The sequence below is a fragment of the Bradyrhizobium zhengyangense genome, from assembly GCF_022012435.1.
GTDB lineage: Bacteria > Pseudomonadota > Alphaproteobacteria > Rhizobiales > Xanthobacteraceae > Bradyrhizobium > Bradyrhizobium zhengyangense.
Genome location: NZ_JAKLUA010000007.1, coordinates 400,877 through 417,950, shown reverse-complemented (window position 1 = coordinate 417,950; position 17,074 = coordinate 400,877). Strand labels below are relative to the sequence as shown.

Annotated in this window: 14 protein-coding genes; 8 read left to right on the top strand and 6 right to left on the bottom strand. The window is 64.5% G+C overall.

From position 1 onward, the window contains the following. Nucleotides 1–2: 2 nt before the first annotated feature. Nucleotides 3–1,136 (bottom strand): M48 family metallopeptidase, encoded by a 1,134-nt coding sequence (locus L6637_RS23590; protein WP_377803104.1) that lies wholly within the window; start codon nucleotides 1,134–1,136, stop codon nucleotides 3–5. Nucleotides 1,137–1,139: 3 nt separating this feature from the next. Continuing rightward, nucleotides 1,140–2,288: a YjgN family protein gene (locus tag L6637_RS23585; RefSeq protein ID WP_249798472.1), complete on the bottom strand. Its 1,149-nt coding sequence runs from the start codon at nucleotides 2,286–2,288 to the stop codon at nucleotides 1,140–1,142. A gap of 282 nt (nucleotides 2,289–2,570) precedes the next feature. Here L6637_RS23585 and L6637_RS23580 point away from each other — a divergent pair, with 282 nt between their 5' ends. After that, nucleotides 2,571–3,836, top strand: a complete 1,266-nt coding sequence (locus tag L6637_RS23580; RefSeq protein ID WP_237866028.1) for a cytochrome P450 — start codon at nucleotides 2,571–2,573, stop codon at nucleotides 3,834–3,836. Nucleotides 3,837–3,920: 84 nt separating this feature from the next. Further along, complete coding sequence (locus L6637_RS23575) at nucleotides 3,921–5,195, top strand: cytochrome P450 (RefSeq protein WP_237866027.1); 1,275 nt, start codon at nucleotides 3,921–3,923, stop codon at nucleotides 5,193–5,195. 254 nt (nucleotides 5,196–5,449) lie between these two features. Here the strand turns inward: L6637_RS23575 and L6637_RS23570 are convergent, their stop codons facing one another. Further along, nucleotides 5,450–6,370 (bottom strand): LysR substrate-binding domain-containing protein, encoded by a 921-nt coding sequence (locus L6637_RS23570; RefSeq protein ID WP_237866026.1) that lies wholly within the window; start codon nucleotides 6,368–6,370, stop codon nucleotides 5,450–5,452. Nucleotides 6,371–6,495: 125 nt separating this feature from the next. Here L6637_RS23570 and L6637_RS23565 point away from each other — a divergent pair, with 125 nt between their 5' ends. The 4 genes from L6637_RS23565 to mdlC are packed head-to-tail and all read left to right on the top strand — an operon-like array spanning nucleotide 6,496 to nucleotide 11,306. Next, nucleotides 6,496–7,665, top strand: a complete 1,170-nt coding sequence (locus L6637_RS23565; RefSeq protein WP_237866025.1) for an acyl-CoA dehydrogenase family protein — start codon at nucleotides 6,496–6,498, stop codon at nucleotides 7,663–7,665. A 9-nt stretch (nucleotides 7,666–7,674) separates the two neighbouring features. Further along, nucleotides 7,675–8,772, top strand: a complete 1,098-nt coding sequence (locus L6637_RS23560) for a CaiB/BaiF CoA transferase family protein (RefSeq protein WP_237866024.1) — start codon at nucleotides 7,675–7,677, stop codon at nucleotides 8,770–8,772. Between the two features lie 15 nt (nucleotides 8,773–8,787). After that, on the top strand, nucleotides 8,788–9,639 hold the full coding sequence (locus L6637_RS23555) for an HTD2 family dehydratase (RefSeq protein WP_237866023.1): 852 nt from the start codon (nucleotides 8,788–8,790) through the stop codon (nucleotides 9,637–9,639). A 44-nt stretch (nucleotides 9,640–9,683) separates the two neighbouring features. Next, a complete protein-coding gene (gene mdlC, locus L6637_RS23550) occupies nucleotides 9,684–11,306 on the top strand; it encodes a benzoylformate decarboxylase (protein WP_237866022.1) in 1,623 nt (540 codons plus the stop codon). Nucleotides 11,307–11,355: 49 nt separating this feature from the next. On the opposite strand, the gene L6637_RS23545 is transcribed toward mdlC, so the two are convergent. After that, nucleotides 11,356–12,150 (bottom strand): SDR family oxidoreductase, encoded by a 795-nt coding sequence (locus tag L6637_RS23545; RefSeq protein ID WP_237866021.1) that lies wholly within the window; start codon nucleotides 12,148–12,150, stop codon nucleotides 11,356–11,358. A 66-nt stretch (nucleotides 12,151–12,216) separates the two neighbouring features. Then, nucleotides 12,217–12,912: a PAQR family membrane homeostasis protein TrhA gene (gene trhA, locus L6637_RS23540; protein WP_237866020.1), complete on the bottom strand. Its 696-nt coding sequence runs from the start codon at nucleotides 12,910–12,912 to the stop codon at nucleotides 12,217–12,219. 181 nt (nucleotides 12,913–13,093) lie between these two features. Between trhA and L6637_RS23535 the strand changes: the two genes are divergently transcribed. Together L6637_RS23535 and L6637_RS23530 are read left to right on the top strand one after the other, a co-directional pair. Beyond that, entirely contained in the window at nucleotides 13,094–14,563 is a 1,470-nt protein-coding gene (locus L6637_RS23535) for a YcjX family GTP-binding protein (protein WP_237866019.1), read from the top strand. After that, a complete protein-coding gene (locus tag L6637_RS23530; protein WP_237866018.1) occupies nucleotides 14,560–15,585 on the top strand; it encodes a YcjF family protein in 1,026 nt (341 codons plus the stop codon). The genes L6637_RS23535 and L6637_RS23530 overlap by 4 nt, the downstream gene beginning before the upstream one ends. On the opposite strand, the gene L6637_RS23525 is transcribed toward L6637_RS23530, so the two are convergent. Continuing rightward, nucleotides 15,497–17,068, bottom strand: a complete 1,572-nt coding sequence (locus tag L6637_RS23525) for a glycosyltransferase family 39 protein (protein ID WP_237866060.1) — start codon at nucleotides 17,066–17,068, stop codon at nucleotides 15,497–15,499. The two genes, L6637_RS23530 and L6637_RS23525, sit on opposite strands and share 89 nt — an antisense overlap. Nucleotides 17,069–17,074: the final 6 nt, after the last annotated feature.

Sequence of the window (17,074 nt, the reverse complement as noted above, 5' to 3'; positions counted from 1 at the left end):
AACTAGATCCTCCCGCTGCCGCAGATGCCCTTCAGCGCCTGCCATTCCTTGTCGGTCAGCAGCGGCGGGCCGCTGGCGGGGCGGTCCTCCCTGGTCATGCGCGCGAGGCGGTCCTCGGTGAGCGGATGGCTCGCCAGGATTGTCGACAAGCCCGAGCCGCCCTCCTTGCCGGTGATGCGGAACATCAACTCGGCCGCGGGCTTCGGCGAGCGGCCGAGCTTGTGCATGATCTCGATCGCGAACGTATCGGCGCCCGTCTCGGCCTCGCGCGAATAGGAGGCTTCGACCACGCTGCGCGAGGCGAAGATCACGGCGGAGGAGCCGGTGACGTCGCCGAACAACAGACCGATCAGGAACGAGGTGCCGCCGTTGTAGATCAGGCCGCGCATGTTGTCGTGATGCTTCAGATGCCCAAGCTCGTGGGCAAGGATGCCGGCAAGCTCGTCGGGATTTTCGGCCTTGTCGAGCAAGGCACTGAGCACATAGACCTTGCCGCCCGGCAGCGCAAACGCATTCGGCACTGAGGTTCGCAGCACGCCTGCCGTCATGGAATCGTCGTCGAGGCCGGCGGCGTCGCGCAGGCTGTTGACGAGCTTGCGGAACGCCGCCTGACCGGCCGTGTCATCGCAAGCCTGACCGCGGAAGATCGTTTTCACCTGCACCTCGGACGCATCGCCGATGCGCCGCTCGATCGGCTTCGGCACCAGCGGCGCGAGGCGGTCCGCGGCCAGCGGCACGCCGAACAGCACGACGCAGACGATGGAGACGGCGGCCGCGACCGACCAGCCCACGATCTTTGCGACACCGCGACCGGTGGTCTGGTGCTCGTCGATGCGAGGACAGCGTGCGATCAGACCAGCGCCGAAAGCGGCATCGCGAATCTCGAGCCGCGCCAGCGCCGGCGCAGACGTCGAGGTCAGGCGCAGGATGCCGGCCGGACTGTCGGCGCGACGGATGTCGTCATACGCCCAATGCGTAACGGCCGAGCTCGCCTGGACGTCGCTGAGCTCAGCGATCTCAAGCGCATTTCCCAGAGTCAGCGTGACTTGCCGACGGCGGCTCGACAGGCCGTCGAAGAAGATCGCCGTCTGTCCGGGCTTCGGTTCGGCGCCGGGCTCGGCAGTCACATCACTCACGGTTCAAAATCCTGCGACATCGAGACCATCGGCAAACCCTTCGCCGAGCGCGCTGGCGAGCTCGCCGCTGGCGCGGACGTCGGCTGCAGCTCCGATATCATGCACCGCGACGGTCTCCAGCACCATGGCCCAGAGATCGCGCTGGAGATAGACGCGCATGATGATGTTCATGGCGAGGGCCAGCGCGAAGTAACCGATCACCATCATCACCAGCATCGGAATGCTCTTGGCCGCATGGCCCGGCCCGAACAGCTGCTCGGCCGGCACACCGCTCAGCTTGACGGCGAGCATGGTGGCACCGCCAAGATAGAAGCCGAACAGGGTCGAGAGCAGCAGCCACCAGCCGACCATCTTCCAGTAGAGGCCGTAAAAAGCATTATGCGGCAGGTCCGAGGACAGGCCGACGCCGCCGACGCGGATGCCGTTCAGCCACCAGCGCCATTCGCGCGCCTTGAACTCGGCATAGAGGAACGGCGCAAGCGGGAAGATCAATACCGCGATCGGGCTGAGCAACCACAGCCACCAGCCGCGCTTGAAGAACTCCCATCCGTTGCCTTCGAAGTCGCCCTGCAGATCGCCGAAATGCGTGTGCTGCATCTTGTAGCGCTCGAGCGAGGCCTCGCGCCATGGCAGCGCCAGGCCGAGCGTCAGGAACACCAGGAGACCCCACAGCATCGCGCGGAAGGAATAGGCCCAGCCGGAGCCGTCCATCCAGAAGCGTACGCCGCGCCAGACCGTGCGCGTCAAACGATACCGACGGGCGCGAAAGATCGCGAACTGGCCGAAGGCATAAAAGGAGATGAACAGCGGCGTCGAGGCAAAGCCCTGCCAGCGCTCGAATTCGATGCCGACGAGGAAATAGGCGAGATAGATCGGCACCAGTATCGCGAGCGCGAACAGGAAGCCGATCAAGAGTTCTTTGCCGCGGCCGGTGTATTCGGCGGCGTCGCCGTCGATGGACGTGTTCGACCACAGATGGCGGCGGATGTCAGTGACGAGCCAGAACCGATAGAAGCCGAAGGTGACGAGCTCCAGCATGGCACCCTTGGTGACCATCTTGCGGAACTCGGTCCGATTGCCGGTGAAATCGACCCGCGTGGGCGGCAACGGCGGCGGGACCGGTTCAGAGGGGCCCATGGGGGTCCATTGCATATCGTTCACGGCAACAACCTCGGGATGCGGATCGTTTTCTCTCAAACTATAGATCAGAGGTTAGTCGATCCCCAACATGAGCGGGTTCGATTTGCCTCGGTTTGGAGCGATTTCTGACAGGATTTCATGACGAACGGCGTGCGGCAGGTCACGTTCGTGATGACACCTCTGTTGCGACAAAACTGCCGCTTGCTCCCAAGCACGTAACGCGTTGTAATTGTAGCTCAAATACCGCGACGCAGAATTCACAAAAATCGAGCGGTCATGTCAGGGAGAACGGTCATGCATGGGACCATGGAAAGCGCGGCAAATCTCGACGCATTGCGCGAGCGCGCGTCATCGCTTCCGCTGGCGCAGTTCGACCCCGGTGACCCCGAGCTGTTCCGGACCGATACGTTCTGGCCGTATTTCGACCGGCTGCGGCGCGAAGATCCCGTGCACTATTGCAAGGACTCGATGTTCGGGCCGTATTGGTCGGTGACGCGCTACAACGACATCATGGAGATCGAGACCAATCATTCGGTGTTCTCTTCGGCATCCTCGCTCGGCGGCATCACCATCCGCGACGTCGATCCCGATCTGCGCCGCGAGAGCTTCATCTCCATGGACCCGCCGCGTCATGCCGCGCAGCGCAAGACCGTGGCGCCGATGTTCACGCCGACGCATCTGGACAATCTCGCGCTCAACATCCGCAAGCGCTCGGCCGAGTGCCTGGACAATCTGCCGGTGGGCGAGGTGTTCGACTGGGTCGACCAGGTCTCGATCGAGCTGACCACCCAGATGCTCGCGGTGCTGTTCGACTTCCCCTGGGAGGACCGCCGCAAGCTGACGCGCTGGTCTGACATCGCCACCACCATTCCCGGCCCCGATGGACTCGTCGCCACCGACGAGGAACGGATGGCCGAGCTTGGCGAATGCGCGGCCTATTTCTCGCGCCTCTGGAAGGAACGCGCCGAGCAGCCGCCGAAGAGCGACCTGCTCTCGATGATGGTTCACGGCGCGGCGACGCGCGACATGGATGCCAAGAACTTTCTCGGCAATCTCATCCTTTTGATCGTCGGCGGCAACGACACCACGCGGAACACCATGTCGGGCTCGATTTACGCGCTGAGCCAGTATCCGGACCAATATCGCAAGCTGCGCGAAAACCCTGATCTGCTCGACAGCTTCGTGCCCGAGGTGATCCGCTGGCAGACGCCGCTGGCGCATATGCGCCGCACCGCGCTGTCCGATTTCGAGTTCCGCGGCAAGCAGATCAAGAAAGGTGACAAGGTCGTGATGTGGTACGTCTCGGGCAACCGCGACGAAGAGGCGATCGAGAAGCCCTACGACTTCATCATTGACCGCGCCCGCCCGCGTACGCATCTCTCCTTCGGCTTCGGCATCCACCGTTGCGTTGGATTGCGACTTGCCGAACTCCAGCTGAAGATTATCTGGGAGGAGATCCTGAAGCGTTTCGACCACATCGACGTGGTCGGCGAGCCGAAGCGGGTGTATTCGAGCTTCGTGAAGGGTTTGGAAACGTTGCCGGTCAAGATTGCGGCGTGACCTCCGAATTATAGTGTATAACATTGGCACTTGCGACGACGCGCCACTGCGACGGCGTGAACGAACCTACTGGAGCGACTGCCCATGAACATTCAGACCCCGGTCAAGGCCGACAAGGCCGAACGCATGCGGCGCGCGCGCGAGGAAGCCTATGCAACGCCGCTGAAGAATTTTCATCCGGGCGCGCCCAGGCTGTTCCAGGACGACACGCTGTGGCCGTGGTTCGAGCGGTTGCGCAAGGAGGAGCCGGTGCATTACTGCACCAATGCGCCGATCGAGCCGTATTGGTCGGTGGTGAAATACAACGACATCATGCATGTCGACACCAACCACGGCATCTTCTCGTCGGACTCGACGCTCGGCGGCATCTCGATCCGCGACGTGCCTGAGGGCTACGACTGGCCGAGCTTCATTGCGATGGACCAGCCCAAACACTCGTCGCAGCGCAAGACCGTGTCGCCGATGTTCACGCCGACGCATCTTGACGAGCTCGCAAAACTGATCCGACAGCGCTCGCAGACCGTGCTGGACAATCTGCCGCGCAACGAGACCTTCAATTTCGTCGAGCGCGTCTCGATCGAGCTGACGACGCAGATGCTGGCAACGCTGTTCGACTTCCCCTGGGAGGAGCGGCGCAAACTGACGCGCTGGTCCGACGTCTCGACCGCGCTGCCCAAGAGCGGCATCGTCGCTTCGGCCGAAGAGCGCCGCCGCGAGATGGACGAATGCTACGCCTACATGTCGAAGCTGTGGAACGAGCGCGTCAACTCCGCGCCGCGCAACGACTTGCTGTCGCTGATGGCTCATAACGACGCCACGCGCTTCATGGACCCCGACAATCTGATGGGCAACATCATCCTGCTCATCGTCGGCGGCAACGACACCACGCGCAACACCATGACCGGCTCGGTCCTGGCGCTGAATGAAAACCCTGAACAATACGACAAGCTGCGCGCCAACCCTGGCCTGATCGACACCATGGTGCCCGAGGTGATCCGCTGGCAGACGCCGCTGGCGCATATGCGCCGCACCGCGCTCCAGGATACCGAGATCAACGGCAAGCACATCAAGAAGGGCGACCGCGTCGTGATGTGGTACGTCTCGGGCAACCGCGACGAGGAGATGATCGAGCGGCCGAACGACTTCATCATCGACCGCGCCCGGCCGCGCACGCACCTCTCCTTCGGCTTCGGCATTCACCGCTGCGTCGGCATGCGGCTCGCCGAGCTGCAGCTGCGCATCGTCTGGGAAGAGATGCTGAAGCGGTTCGACCGGATCGAGGTGGTCGGCGAACCGAAACGGATCTATTCCAGCTTCATCAAGGGATACGAGACGCTGCCGGTGAGGATTCCGGGCTGAGCTCGATCCTCCGGAGCTTCGCCGTTAAGGCAATCCGCATCCTCAATCTCCGCCGTCATGCTCCGCGAAAGCGGGGCATCCAGTAGGCCGCGGCTTCTCGGCTCTCGCCGCGCCGTCTCTGGAATACTGGATTGCCCGCTTTCGCGGGCAATGACAGCGGAGTGCGGAGCCCCCAGCTATAAAATTTCGGCATGACAGGTCGCGCCAGATGCGAAGACAACGCAGCGCCCGGCTGGTCTACGACACCAGCACATCTAACTCAGCTTGATATCCCACACGCCTTCCTTGCGGCAGGCGGCGACTTCCTCGCGCAGCAGTGCAGTCACGGCGAGCGAGGCCGTCGAGGCCGGGCGGTCGATCGGAGAAGCGAAAATGAGCTCGCGCGTCATCGGCTTGGACACCATTGCCGTTTCCAGCCTGCCGTCGGCGACCTCGGCGTGGACCGACGATGGCGGCAGCAGCGCAAAGCCGAGCCCTTCCTCGACGAGGCTCGTCAGCACGCGGAACGAATCCGCCTCGAGCTGGACGTTGAGCTTGATTTTGCGCTGGGCGGCGGCGTGCTCGATCAGCGCGCGGAGGCCGTGGGAATGACTTGGGAGCACCAGCCGCTGCCGCAGCAGCCAGCCGATATCGACGCTCTTCTTGCGCGCGAGGCCGCAGCCGCGCGGGCCGACCGCGACGATGTTGTCGCGCCCCAGGCTCTGCACATTGAGATGCAGATCGGCGGAACGGCCGTAGAGGATGGCGAGATCCATCTCGCCGCGATGCAGCCATTCGACGATATGGCCGCTGTAGCTCTCGACGATGCGCAGCGAGATGCCGGGAAATTTTTCGACGCAGCGCCGCGCAAAGCGCGCCGACAGCACGCAGCTCACGGTCGGAACCAGGCCGAGCACGACCTGTCCGGACGGCGGCCCCTTGGCCGACTGGATGTCATCGCGGATCTGGTCGATCTGCCGGACGATGCCGGAGGTGCGCGCCAGCAGCAGCCGACCCGCTTCCGTCAGCACCATGCCGCGACCGTTGCGGGTGAACAGTTCCGTGCGCAGCTCGTGCTCCAGCAGCTTGATCTGCCGGGAGAGCGCAGGCTGCGCCACACGCAGCGTGTCGGAGGCCTTGCTCAGGCTGCCGAGCTCCGCCACGCAACTGAAGGTCCTGAGCTGCCGGAAATCCATACTTGCCAATCCTGGAAGGCTACTCCATACGCTATAGCAAATGAGCATAGGGGGCTGGCGATGTTTTCACAACGCCAGAGGATCGGCCGGCGTTATCTTGACTGCCGCACCAAACAGGAAACGCCATGAGCGAACAACACCACAGCGAAGATTACGCCGATATCCGCGATGCCGTCGCAAAGCTGTGCGCGCAGTTTCCCGGCGAATACTGGCGCAAGCTGGATCGCGAGATGGCCTATCCCAAGGCCTTCGTCGACGCGCTGACGGAGGCCGGCTATCTCTCGGTGCTGATCCCGGAGGAATATGGTGGCGCGGGTCTGAAGCTGTCCGCGGCGGCGGCGATCCTGGAGGAGATCCAGCGCGCGGGCTGCAACGGCGGCGGCTGCCATGCGCAGATGTACACGATGGGCACGGTGCTGCGGCACGGCAATGCCGAACAGAAGGCCAAATATCTGCCGAAGATCGCCAGCGGCGAGTTGCGCCTGCAGGCGTTCGGCGTCACCGAGCCGACCAGCGGCACTGATACGTCCTCGCTGAAGACTTTCGCGCGCAAGGAAGGCAACGACAGCTACATCGTCAACGGCCAGAAGATCTGGACCAGCCGCGCCGAGCATTCCGATTTGATGGTGCTGCTGGCGCGCACCACGCCGAAGGAGCAGGTCAAGAAGCGCACCGACGGGCTCTCCGTGTTCATCGTCGACATGCGCGAGGCCAAGAACAATGGGCTCGAGATCCGCCCGATCCGCACCATGATGAACCACGCCACGACCGAAGTGTTCTTTACCGACATGAAGGTGCCGGCGGAGAATCTGATCGGCGAGGAAGGCAAGGGCTTCCGCTACATCCTCTCCGGCATGAACGCCGAGCGCATCTTGATCGCGGCCGAATGCATCGGCGATGCGAAGTGGTTCATCGCCAAGGCGACGAATTACGCCAAGGAGCGCGCGGTGTTCGGCCGTCCCATAGGCCAGAACCAGGGCATCCAGTTTCCCATCGCCAAGGCCTATGCCTCGATGCGTGCGGCCGAGCTGATGGTGAAGGAAGCGACGCGCAAGTACGAGGCCGGGCTCGATTGCGGCGCGGAGGCCAACATGGCCAAGATGCTGGCAGCCGATGCGTCATGGGAAGCGGCGAATGCCTGCATCCAGACCCATGGCGGTTTTGGCTTTGCCGAGGAATACGACGTCGAGCGCAAATTCCGCGAGACGCGGCTCTATCAGGTCGCGCCGATCTCGACCAATCTCGTGCTGTCCTTCATCGCCGAGCATGTGCTCGGCATGCCCCGCTCGTACTGAGGTCGCACCATGGGAGCTCTTGACGGGATAAGGGTGATTGCGGTTGAGCAGGCCGTGGCGGCGCCGTTCTGCTCGTCGCGGCTGGCGGATGCCGGGGCGGAGGTCATCAAGATCGAGCGGCCGGAAGGCGATTTCGCCCGCGGCTATGACGCGGCGGCGAAGGGCCAGAGCAGCTATTTCGTCTGGCTCAATCGCGGCAAGCAATCGGCCGTGGTCGACCTCGCCACCAAGGAGGGGCGCGCCGAGTTGGAAAAGCTGATCGCGAGCGCTGACGTGCTGGTGCAGAACCTCAAGCCCGGCTCGATGGACAAGCTCGGTTTTTCGCGCGAGCGCCTGCTGAAGGATTATCCCAGGCTGATCTCCTGCACGATTACCGGTTATGGCGACGAGGGCCCCTACGCGCACCGCAAGGCCTATGATTTGCTGATCCAGGCCGAGAGCGGGCTGGCCTCGATCACCGGCAATCCTGACGGCGCTTCGCGCGTCGGCATGTCGATCGTCGACGTCGCGACCGGCGCGACTGCGCATGCGGCGATTTTGGAAGCGCTGATCGCGCGCGGGCGCACCGGCAAGGGCTGTGACATCCGCATCTCCATGTTCGACGTGATGGCCGACTGGTGCACCGTGCCGCTGCTCAACGCCGAGGCCGGCAATCCGCCGAAGCGCATGGGGCTGCGCCATCCCTCGATCGCGCCCTACGGCGTGTTCACGTCGAAAGACGGCAAGGATATCCTGATCTCGATCCAGAGCGAGCGCGAATGGAAGACGCTCTGCGCCGAGGTGCTGGACCGGCCGGATCTGCCCAAGGACCCCCGCGTCGCCAACATGGTGGAGCGCGTGCGCAACCGCGACTTCACCGACCAGACGGTGGCAGATATCTTCGGCAGGATGACGCGCGATGAGCTCTTGAAGCGGCTGTCCGATGCCGACATCGCCTTCGCCGAGGTCAACACGATGGCCGACCTCACCAACCATCCGCATCTACGCCGCATCGAGGTGGATACGCCGAACGGCCGCGTCAGCTATCCCGCGCCGGCGCCGATCATCGTCGGCGAGACGCGCACCTACGGCGCCGTGCCCGCCATCGGCGAAAAGCCCAAGACGTAACAAGAGCGAGGCATCATGACCGAGAAGCTCGACATCGATCACCTCAGGCAATGGATCGGCCGCAGCACCGAGGCCAGCGACATCGTCACTGCGCAGCTCGTCATGGGCCTGCGCGCGACGCTGTTCCAGGACGTCGGTGCACCCAAGGCGGGCGATGCCGCGCCGTTCACGGTGCATTGGTGCCTGGCTCAGCCGGTATTTCCGATGTCGATGCTCGGGCCCGACGGCCATCCGACCCGCGGCGGCTTCCTGCCGCCGGTGCCGCTGCCGCGCCGGATGTGGGCCGGCGGCGAGATCGAATTCCTGCAGCCGCTGCGCGTCGGCGACGAATCGACCCGGACCTCGCGCATTGCCGACGTGCAGGTGAAGACGGGTTCGACCGGCACACTGTGCTTCGTCTCGGTCGAACATAGCGTCTCCTCGCCGCGCGGCATCGCCATCCGCGAGCGGCAGGACATCGTCTATCGCGAGGTGACGAGCAGCGCGCCCGCAGCCGCGAAATCTCCGCCTCCGCCGCCGAAGGCGCAGCACCGCGAGACACATGTGTCCGATCCCGTGCTGCTGTTTCGCTACTCGGCGCTGACCTTCAACGGCCACCGCATTCATTACGACCGTGACTATGTCACCAAAGTGGAGGGCTATCCGGGCCTGATCTTCCACGGCCCGTTGCAGGCGGCGCTCATCATCGAGATGGCGGCGAAACTTCGCAGCGGCAAGGCGCCGAAGAAGTTCACCTATCGCGGGGTGCAGCCGTTGTTCGAGGGCACGGAGTTCTCCGTCAACGCCAACGAGACGGCCGACGGCATGGAGCTGTGGACCGCGAATGCGGAGGGGCAGCCGACGATGAAGGGGACGGCGGTGTGGTGATCTGTTAGATGTTCACCCCGAAGAGTTGATAGGGACGGAAACCAATGTCCAAGAACGGCAAGACCGGCAGCAAGTCCGTCACCGTCAAGCAGGCGACGCTCGACCTGCTGCGCGCCTTCGGCATCAGACGCGTGTTCGGCAACCCTGGCTCGACCGAGCTGCCGTTCCTTTCCGACTGGCCTGACGACATCGACTATGTTCTGGCACTGCAGGAAGCCTCCGCCGTCGGCATGGCCGACGGTTATGCGCAGGCGACGCGCAATGCGGGCTTCGTCAATCTGCATTCGGCCGCCGGCGTCGGCAACGCGCTCGGCAACATCTACACCGCGCATCGCAACCAGACGCCGCTGGTCATCACCGCGGGCCAGCAGGCGCGCTCGATCCTGCCGCTGCAGGCGTTCCTCTATGCCGAGCGCGCCTCGGAGTTTCCGCGGCCCTATGTGAAATACAGCGTCGAGCCGGCGCGGCCCGAAGACGTGCCCGCCGCAATCGCGCGGGCCTATTACACCGCGATGCAGCCGCCCTGCGGGCCGACCTTCGTGTCGATCCCGATCGACGACTGGACGCACGCGACCGCGCCGGTCGATGCGCGCAAGGTCAGCCGCGAGATCGGCCCTGAGCCCGAGGCGATGAAGGCGCTGGTCGCCGCACTCGGTTCGGCAAAGCACCCTGCCCTCGTCGTCGGCCCCGGCGTCGACCGCGCCGGCGCGGTCGATTTGATGGTGCGCGTCGCCGAGAAGGCGAAGGCGAGCGTCTGGGTCAGCCCGTTCTCGGCGCGCTGCTCGTTCCCCGAGCGCCATCCGCAATTTGCCGGCTTCCTGCACGCTTCGCCCGCGCAGCTGTCCGACGCGCTGCGCGAGCACGACCTGGTCGTCGTGATCGGCGCGCCTGTCTTCACCTTCCATGTCGAGGGCCATGCCGCGATCTTCGATGGCGGCGCCACCATCTTCCAGATCACGGATGATGCGGATGCAGCCGCGGTGACGCCTTCAGGCACCAGCATCATCGCGACGATGAAGCCAGCGCTGAGCGCGCTGCTCGACCTGCTGCCCGAGAGCAAACGCGCCGCGCCAAGAGGCCGCACACTGCCGCCGGCGCCGCAGGCCGCCGATCCGCTGCCGGTCGAGTTCCTGCTGCACTCGCTGTCGCAGGCGATGCCGGATGGCGCGTCACTGGTCGAGGAAGTGCCCTCACATCGGCCCGCGATGCAGAAATTCCTGCCGATGCGCGGCCAGGATAGTTTTTACACGATGTCGAGCGGCGGCCTCGGCTACTCTCTCCCCGCTGCAGTCGGCATGGCACTGGGCAAGCCGAAGCAGCGCACCGTGTGCCTGATCGGCGACGGCTCGGCGATGTACTCGATCCAGGCGCTGTGGACCGCCGCTCAGCGCAAGCTGCCGCTGACCATCGTCGTCATCAATAATTCCGGTTACGGCGCGATGCGCTCGTTCAGCCAGGTGATGCAGGTGCGCAACGTGCCGGGGCTGGAGCTGCCAGGGATCGACTTCGTCCGTCTCGCCGAAGGCATGGGCTGCCATGCGGTGCGCGTGAGCAAGGCGGCGGAGCTCGGCGAGGCGCTGAAGCGCGGCATGGCGTTTGAGGGCACGAGCCTGGTGGAGGTGGTCGTGGATTCGGCGGTGCCGGTGCTGTACGGGCAGAAGCATTAGGGGAGCGCGTAGCCCGGATGGAGCGAAGCGCAATCCGGGCTACAGAAGATTACTTCCCGAACTCTTCCCGCATCTTGGCCTGGATCTTGGCCATGCCGCCGATCCAGCGGTCGTAGTTCTCGGTCTTCTTGCGCATGTAGCCGAGCACCTGGGGGTGCGGCAGGATCAGGAAGGTCTCCTGCTCGAGACCGGCGAGCACATCCTTCGCCACCTGCTCGGGCGTGAGGTCGCCGTCGCCGGATTGCGGGCCCTTCGGGATCGAGCGCAGCATGTTGGTGTCGACACCCTGCGGGCAGAGGATCGAGACCTTGATATTGTGCGCCTTGTGCGAGATCGCGAGGTTCTCGGCAAAGCCCACTGCGGCATGCTTGGTGGTAGAATAGGCTGGGCTGCCGACCTGCGACAGCAGGCCCGCGGCCGAGATGGTGTTGAGGAAATAGCCGCCGCCGCGTGCCTTCATGCGGGGGATCAGATGCCGCGCCGCATAGACATGCGCCATGACGTGGATCGCCCAGCTGCGTTGCCACGGCTCGTCGGAGGCGCCGCCGGCATTCAGCGACATCGGATCGAAGCCGCCACCGATGCCGGCGTTCGAGCAAAAGAGACCAATAGGGCCAAACTGCCGCTCGGTCTCCTCGATGACGTGCGCGACCTCCTTTTCCTGCGCGACGTCGCATCTGAACGCCGCGCCGTCCACCGTGGCGGCGACGGCCCGCGCGTTGGCGGCATCCATGTCCGCAACGACAACCTTGGCGGCCCCCGCCTTGTGAAAGGCTTCGCACAGCGCCTTGCCGATGCCATTGGCGCCGCCCGTGACGACCACGACTTTGCCGGTCACCTGCATGCGACGTCTCCTCTTTTCTTGTACGATCTCGCCTTGTGTGGTCTCATCCCGCGTCGCGGGACGTGCTCAGTTCAGCACGAGGTCGAGCACCGCGGTATAATGGCATGCCGCGCCGGCCAAGACAAAGCCATGCCAGATCGCGTTCTGGAAACGCAACCGCCGCCAGGCGTGGAAGATCACGCCAAAACTGTAGAGCAGGCCGCCCGCAAGGATGAAGCCGAGCGCGAGCGCGGGCAGCGCCTGGACCACGGGTCCGTAGAGCATCACACCACTCCAGCCCATGACGAGATAGATGCCGACCGAGACACGATCAAACCGGCCGGGATAAAAAAGTTTCAGCACGATGCCTGATATCGCGGCACACCAGACGCCCGCGAGCAGCACCAGCGCGAACGCGCTGTCCCTCACCTCCAGAATGAAAGGCGTGTAGGTCGCGGCGATCAAAAGATAAATCGCGGAATGGTCGAAGCGGCGCAGCAGCCATTTGGCGGGCGAGACTGGCCAGAGATTATAGGTCGCGGACAGCACCAGCATCGAGAGCAGCCCCGCGACATAGATCGAGACGCCGACAATGTCGGTGCCATCGGCATAGACCGCTGCCAGCACCATCAGCACGGTCGCAGCGATGATGCCGGCAAGCACGCCGATCCCATGGATGATGCCGTCGGCGATCAGCTCGGCGCGATCGTAATTCCAGCGGATCGCGTCGGCTGCGGCGTGGACGGAGGTGGATGCAAGTTGTTTCAATTGGAAGACGGTCATGGCAATCCGCAAAGGCTGAGATAATGCCGTTTTTGTATGGGTCTTTCGGGATCGGCGCGTCGTTCAATCGGCTGATTTGCCGACAAAGGCGGTGGAAGTATGAAGCTTGATTTTCCTCACGCAATTGCCACTTTTGTGAACGGCTTCACTGTTCCGCCCGCCCGAGATTAATCACGTTCATATGGCATTCAGTTTCCAGGATATGGTCGAAGAGGCGCGCCTGTCGGCCCGGGCGCTGATCGACTATGGCGAGCACTTCTTCAACCCGACGGTGCGGCTTGGTGTCACCGGCCTGTCGCGCGCCGGTAAGACCGTATTCATCACCGCGCTGATCCACGGGCTGACGCGCGGCGGCCGGTTTCCGGTATTCGAGGCCTATTCATCGGGCCGGATCGCGCGGGCGCATCTGGCGCCGCAGCCTGATGATGCCGTGCCGCGCTTTTCCTACGAGAGCCATCTGCGCGCGCTGATCGAGGAGCGGCGCTGGCCGAGCTCGACCGTCGACATCAGCGAGCTCCGTCTCGTGATCGACTACCAGCGCCAGAACGGCGCCGACCGCACGCTGACGCTCGACATCGTCGATTATCCAGGCGAATGGCTGCTCGATCTGCCGCTGCTTCAGAAAAGCTACGAGCAATGGTCCGCCGAGAGCCTGGCGCTGTCGCGCGAGACGCCGCGCGCGCATCTTGCCGCCGATTGGCACGCGCATCTGGCGACGCTGAAACCCGAGGCGCGCGAGGACGAGCAGGCGACGCTCACCGCTGCAAAGCTCTTCACCCAATATCTGCGCGCCTGCCGCGACGAGCGCTTTGCCATGAGCCTGCTGCCGCCCGGCCGCTTTTTGATGCCCGGCAGTCTCGCCGATACGCCGGCGCTGACCTTCGCCCCGCTCGAAGTGCCCTCAGGCGGACAAGCACCGGAGGGATCGCTGTGGGCGATGATGGTGCGCCGCTTTGAAGCCTACAAGGACATCGTGGTGCGGCCGTTCTTTCGCGATCATTTCGCCCGGCTCGACCGCCAGATCGTGCTGGCCGATGCGCTCGCCGCATTCAATGCAGGACCGGAGGCGCTGCACGATCTCGAAGCGGCGCTATCTGGCATTCTCGATTGCTTCAACATCGGCCGCAGCACCTTCCTCTCCAGCATGTTCAGGCCGCGCATCGATCGCATCCTGTTCGCGGCAACGAAGGCGGACCATCTGCATCATTCCAGCCACGACCGCCTCGAGGCCGTGCTGCGCCGCGCGGTCACTCGCGCTGCGGCACGCGCCGAAGACACCGGCGCTGCGATCGATGTCGTGGCACTCTCCGCCGTCCGCGCCACGCGCGAGGCGCAGGTTGCGCATGGCCGCGACAAATTGCCCTCGATCCTGGGCACGCCGGCCGCGGGCGAGAGCGCGAATGGCGAGTTCTTCGACGGCAACACCGAGGTCGCGACCTTTCCGGGCGACCTACCGCTGGATCCCGAACCAATGTTCAACGGCACCGATGCGTTCCGCGGCCTCTCCACCGAAGCCGCCGAGAAGAGCGATTTCCGCTTCCTGCGCTTCCGCCCGCCCAAGCTCGAACGCGAGGGGACGGAAGAGCCGACGCTGCCTCACATCCGCCTCGACCGTGCCTTGCAGTTCCTGATCGGAGACAAGCTCGTATGAACGACCGATCGAAGCCACGGCGGCCGGCGACGTTCCGGCTCGACGATCCCGATGTCGTCGTCACCGAAGCCGACGAAACCAGCCGGCTCGGCCGCACCACCGTCCAGATCACGCCGGAGCACGATCCGTCGACCTTGCCGGTGCCGATCGAGACAGCGCTTCCGGCGCGGCGTGGCTTTCGCTGGGGCGTGCTGTTCTGGTCCGGCGTCGCCGGCCTCACGCTGCTCGGCACCGGGCTTGGCGTGGTCCGTCTGATCGAGGATCTGTTTGCACGCAGCGAAAGCCTCGGCTTCGTCGGGGTTGCGCTGGCCTTCGTCACCACGCTGGCGCTCGCTGTGGTGATCGGACGCGAGGCATTTGGCCTCGCCCGGCTTGCAACGATCGAAAAACTGCATCGGCGCGCCGCCGAGGTGCTGGCCAGCGACGATCGCGGGGAGAGCCGCGCCATCGTGCAGGACCTGATCGCGATCGCGCACCAGAACCCGCAGCTCGCACGCGCCCGTGCCGCACTCGAAAGCCACACAGGCGAGATCATCGACGGCGCAGACATGATCCGGCTCGCCGAGCGCGAATTGATGTCGCCGCTGGATGCGGAGGCGCGGCGGCTGGTGTCGTCGGCGGCGCAGCGGGTGTCGATCGTCACGGCGGTGTCGCCGCGCGCGCTGTTCGACGTGCTGTTCGTGTTCGTGGCCTCGTTGCGCCTGATCCGCCAGCTTGCCCGCCTTTATGGCGGCCGGCCCGGCACGCTCGGCATGATCCGTTTGCTCCGCCACGTCATCGCCCATCTGGCCATCACCGGCGGCCTCGCGGCCAGCGACAGCCTGATGCAGCAGGTGCTCGGGCACGGGATTGCGGCAAAGCTGTCGCAGCGGCTTGGTGAAGGCATGCTCAACGGCCTGCTGACGGCGCGGCTTGGCTTGGCGGCGATCGACGTCACGAGGCCGCTGCCGTTCGCCGCGCTGCCGCCGCCGAAACTGTCGGATCTCGCGACGGATCTGCTGCGGCGGAAAGAGGAGGAGTAGCTCTTAGAGCCAGCACCCGCCACTGGAACAGCGGCGAGTCCTTTGGCGGGGTGAGCTCCGGGGTCCATCCGGTGAGCTTGTCGAGCGTGTAAGTGTCGATCAGGACGCCACGCCAGCGGCGCTCAACCTGGCCAAGTTGCTCACGCTTGGCGGGGATCGTCTGCCACAGCGGTAAACGATCATCGGGCTGACGACCAATATAGAGTCCCGCATGGCCCTTGATCCTGTCCATGCCGGGATCGCGAAAATCCTGGAAGCGGCCACGTTCGTTGATTTCGACCACGGGCACCCGGCCGCGGAACAGCCAGCGCATCATCGCGTAGGTGCGGTAATCCGTGGTCGCGATCCAGGTCGCGCCGGTCTCATCCAGCACGGCCTGCGCGCGCGCGGCGACCTGCTCAAAGCCGGCCTCGGCGCCGATCGGATCCATCCTGCCGAGGAAATTCCAGGGCGCGGCGACATAATAGAGGAACACGATCACGACGAAGGCGATCCCCGACACCAGCGCCGTGTTGACCCAGAAGAGGCCCGAGCGGAGCGCCCGCGCCGACCAGCCTTCTCTCCGTATCAGCACAAGATTCACTGCAGCAGCCGCGAAGCCAACAGGCCACATGAACATCGGCCAGGTATCGCCGACCCTGAGTGTCAGCGACTTGAAGAAGAAATAGACGAACGGCACCAGCACTGCCGTCGACAGCAGGATCGCAACCGACTCGCGGGAGCGATAGCCACGCCACGCCGTCATCACCAGACCGGACAACACCACCGGCAGCATCACGAAACCGACGAGGCCGAATTGCAAGCCGATGTAGTCGCCGAGGGTGCGCAGCGAGATCCCGTAATTGGCGGTGGCGCGCACGCCCTGGAAACGGAACGAGGCCCAGTCGTGCTGCGCGTTCCAGATCAGGACCGGCGAGAACACGACGATTGCGATCAGCAGCGCAAGGTAAGGATACGGGCTGCGCAGCCAGCGCCAGCGCCAGTCCGGCACCAGAAGAAAGGCGGCGACCGCAGGCGCGAACATGATGACGGTGAATTTCGACAGCAGCGACAGGCCGGCGAACAAGCCGGCCGCGAGCCACCAGCGGCCGTCGCCACTTTGTGCTATCAGCACCAGCGACCACATCATCGCCACCGCGAACGGAATCATGGCGACGTCGGGGGCGACCTTGGCCATCAACAGACCATAATAGAGCGCGGCTTCCGGCATCAGCACTGCAATCGCGATGGCGCGCGCGTCGTGGGTGAGGCGGCGAACGATGTCGGCGAGCAGACACTGCGTCACCAGCATCGCGACGATGCCACCGAAGCGGACGCCCAGTGCGCTGTCACCGAAAATGAGGGTGCCGAAGCGGATGAGCCAGGCGATGCCGGGCGGATGATCGAGGAAGCTGAGCGCCCCCTCCTTCGACCAGGTCCAATAATAGGCCTCGTCGGTGCGCAGCTCGATAACAGAGGCATAGACAAGGCGGAGCACGGTCATCGCGGC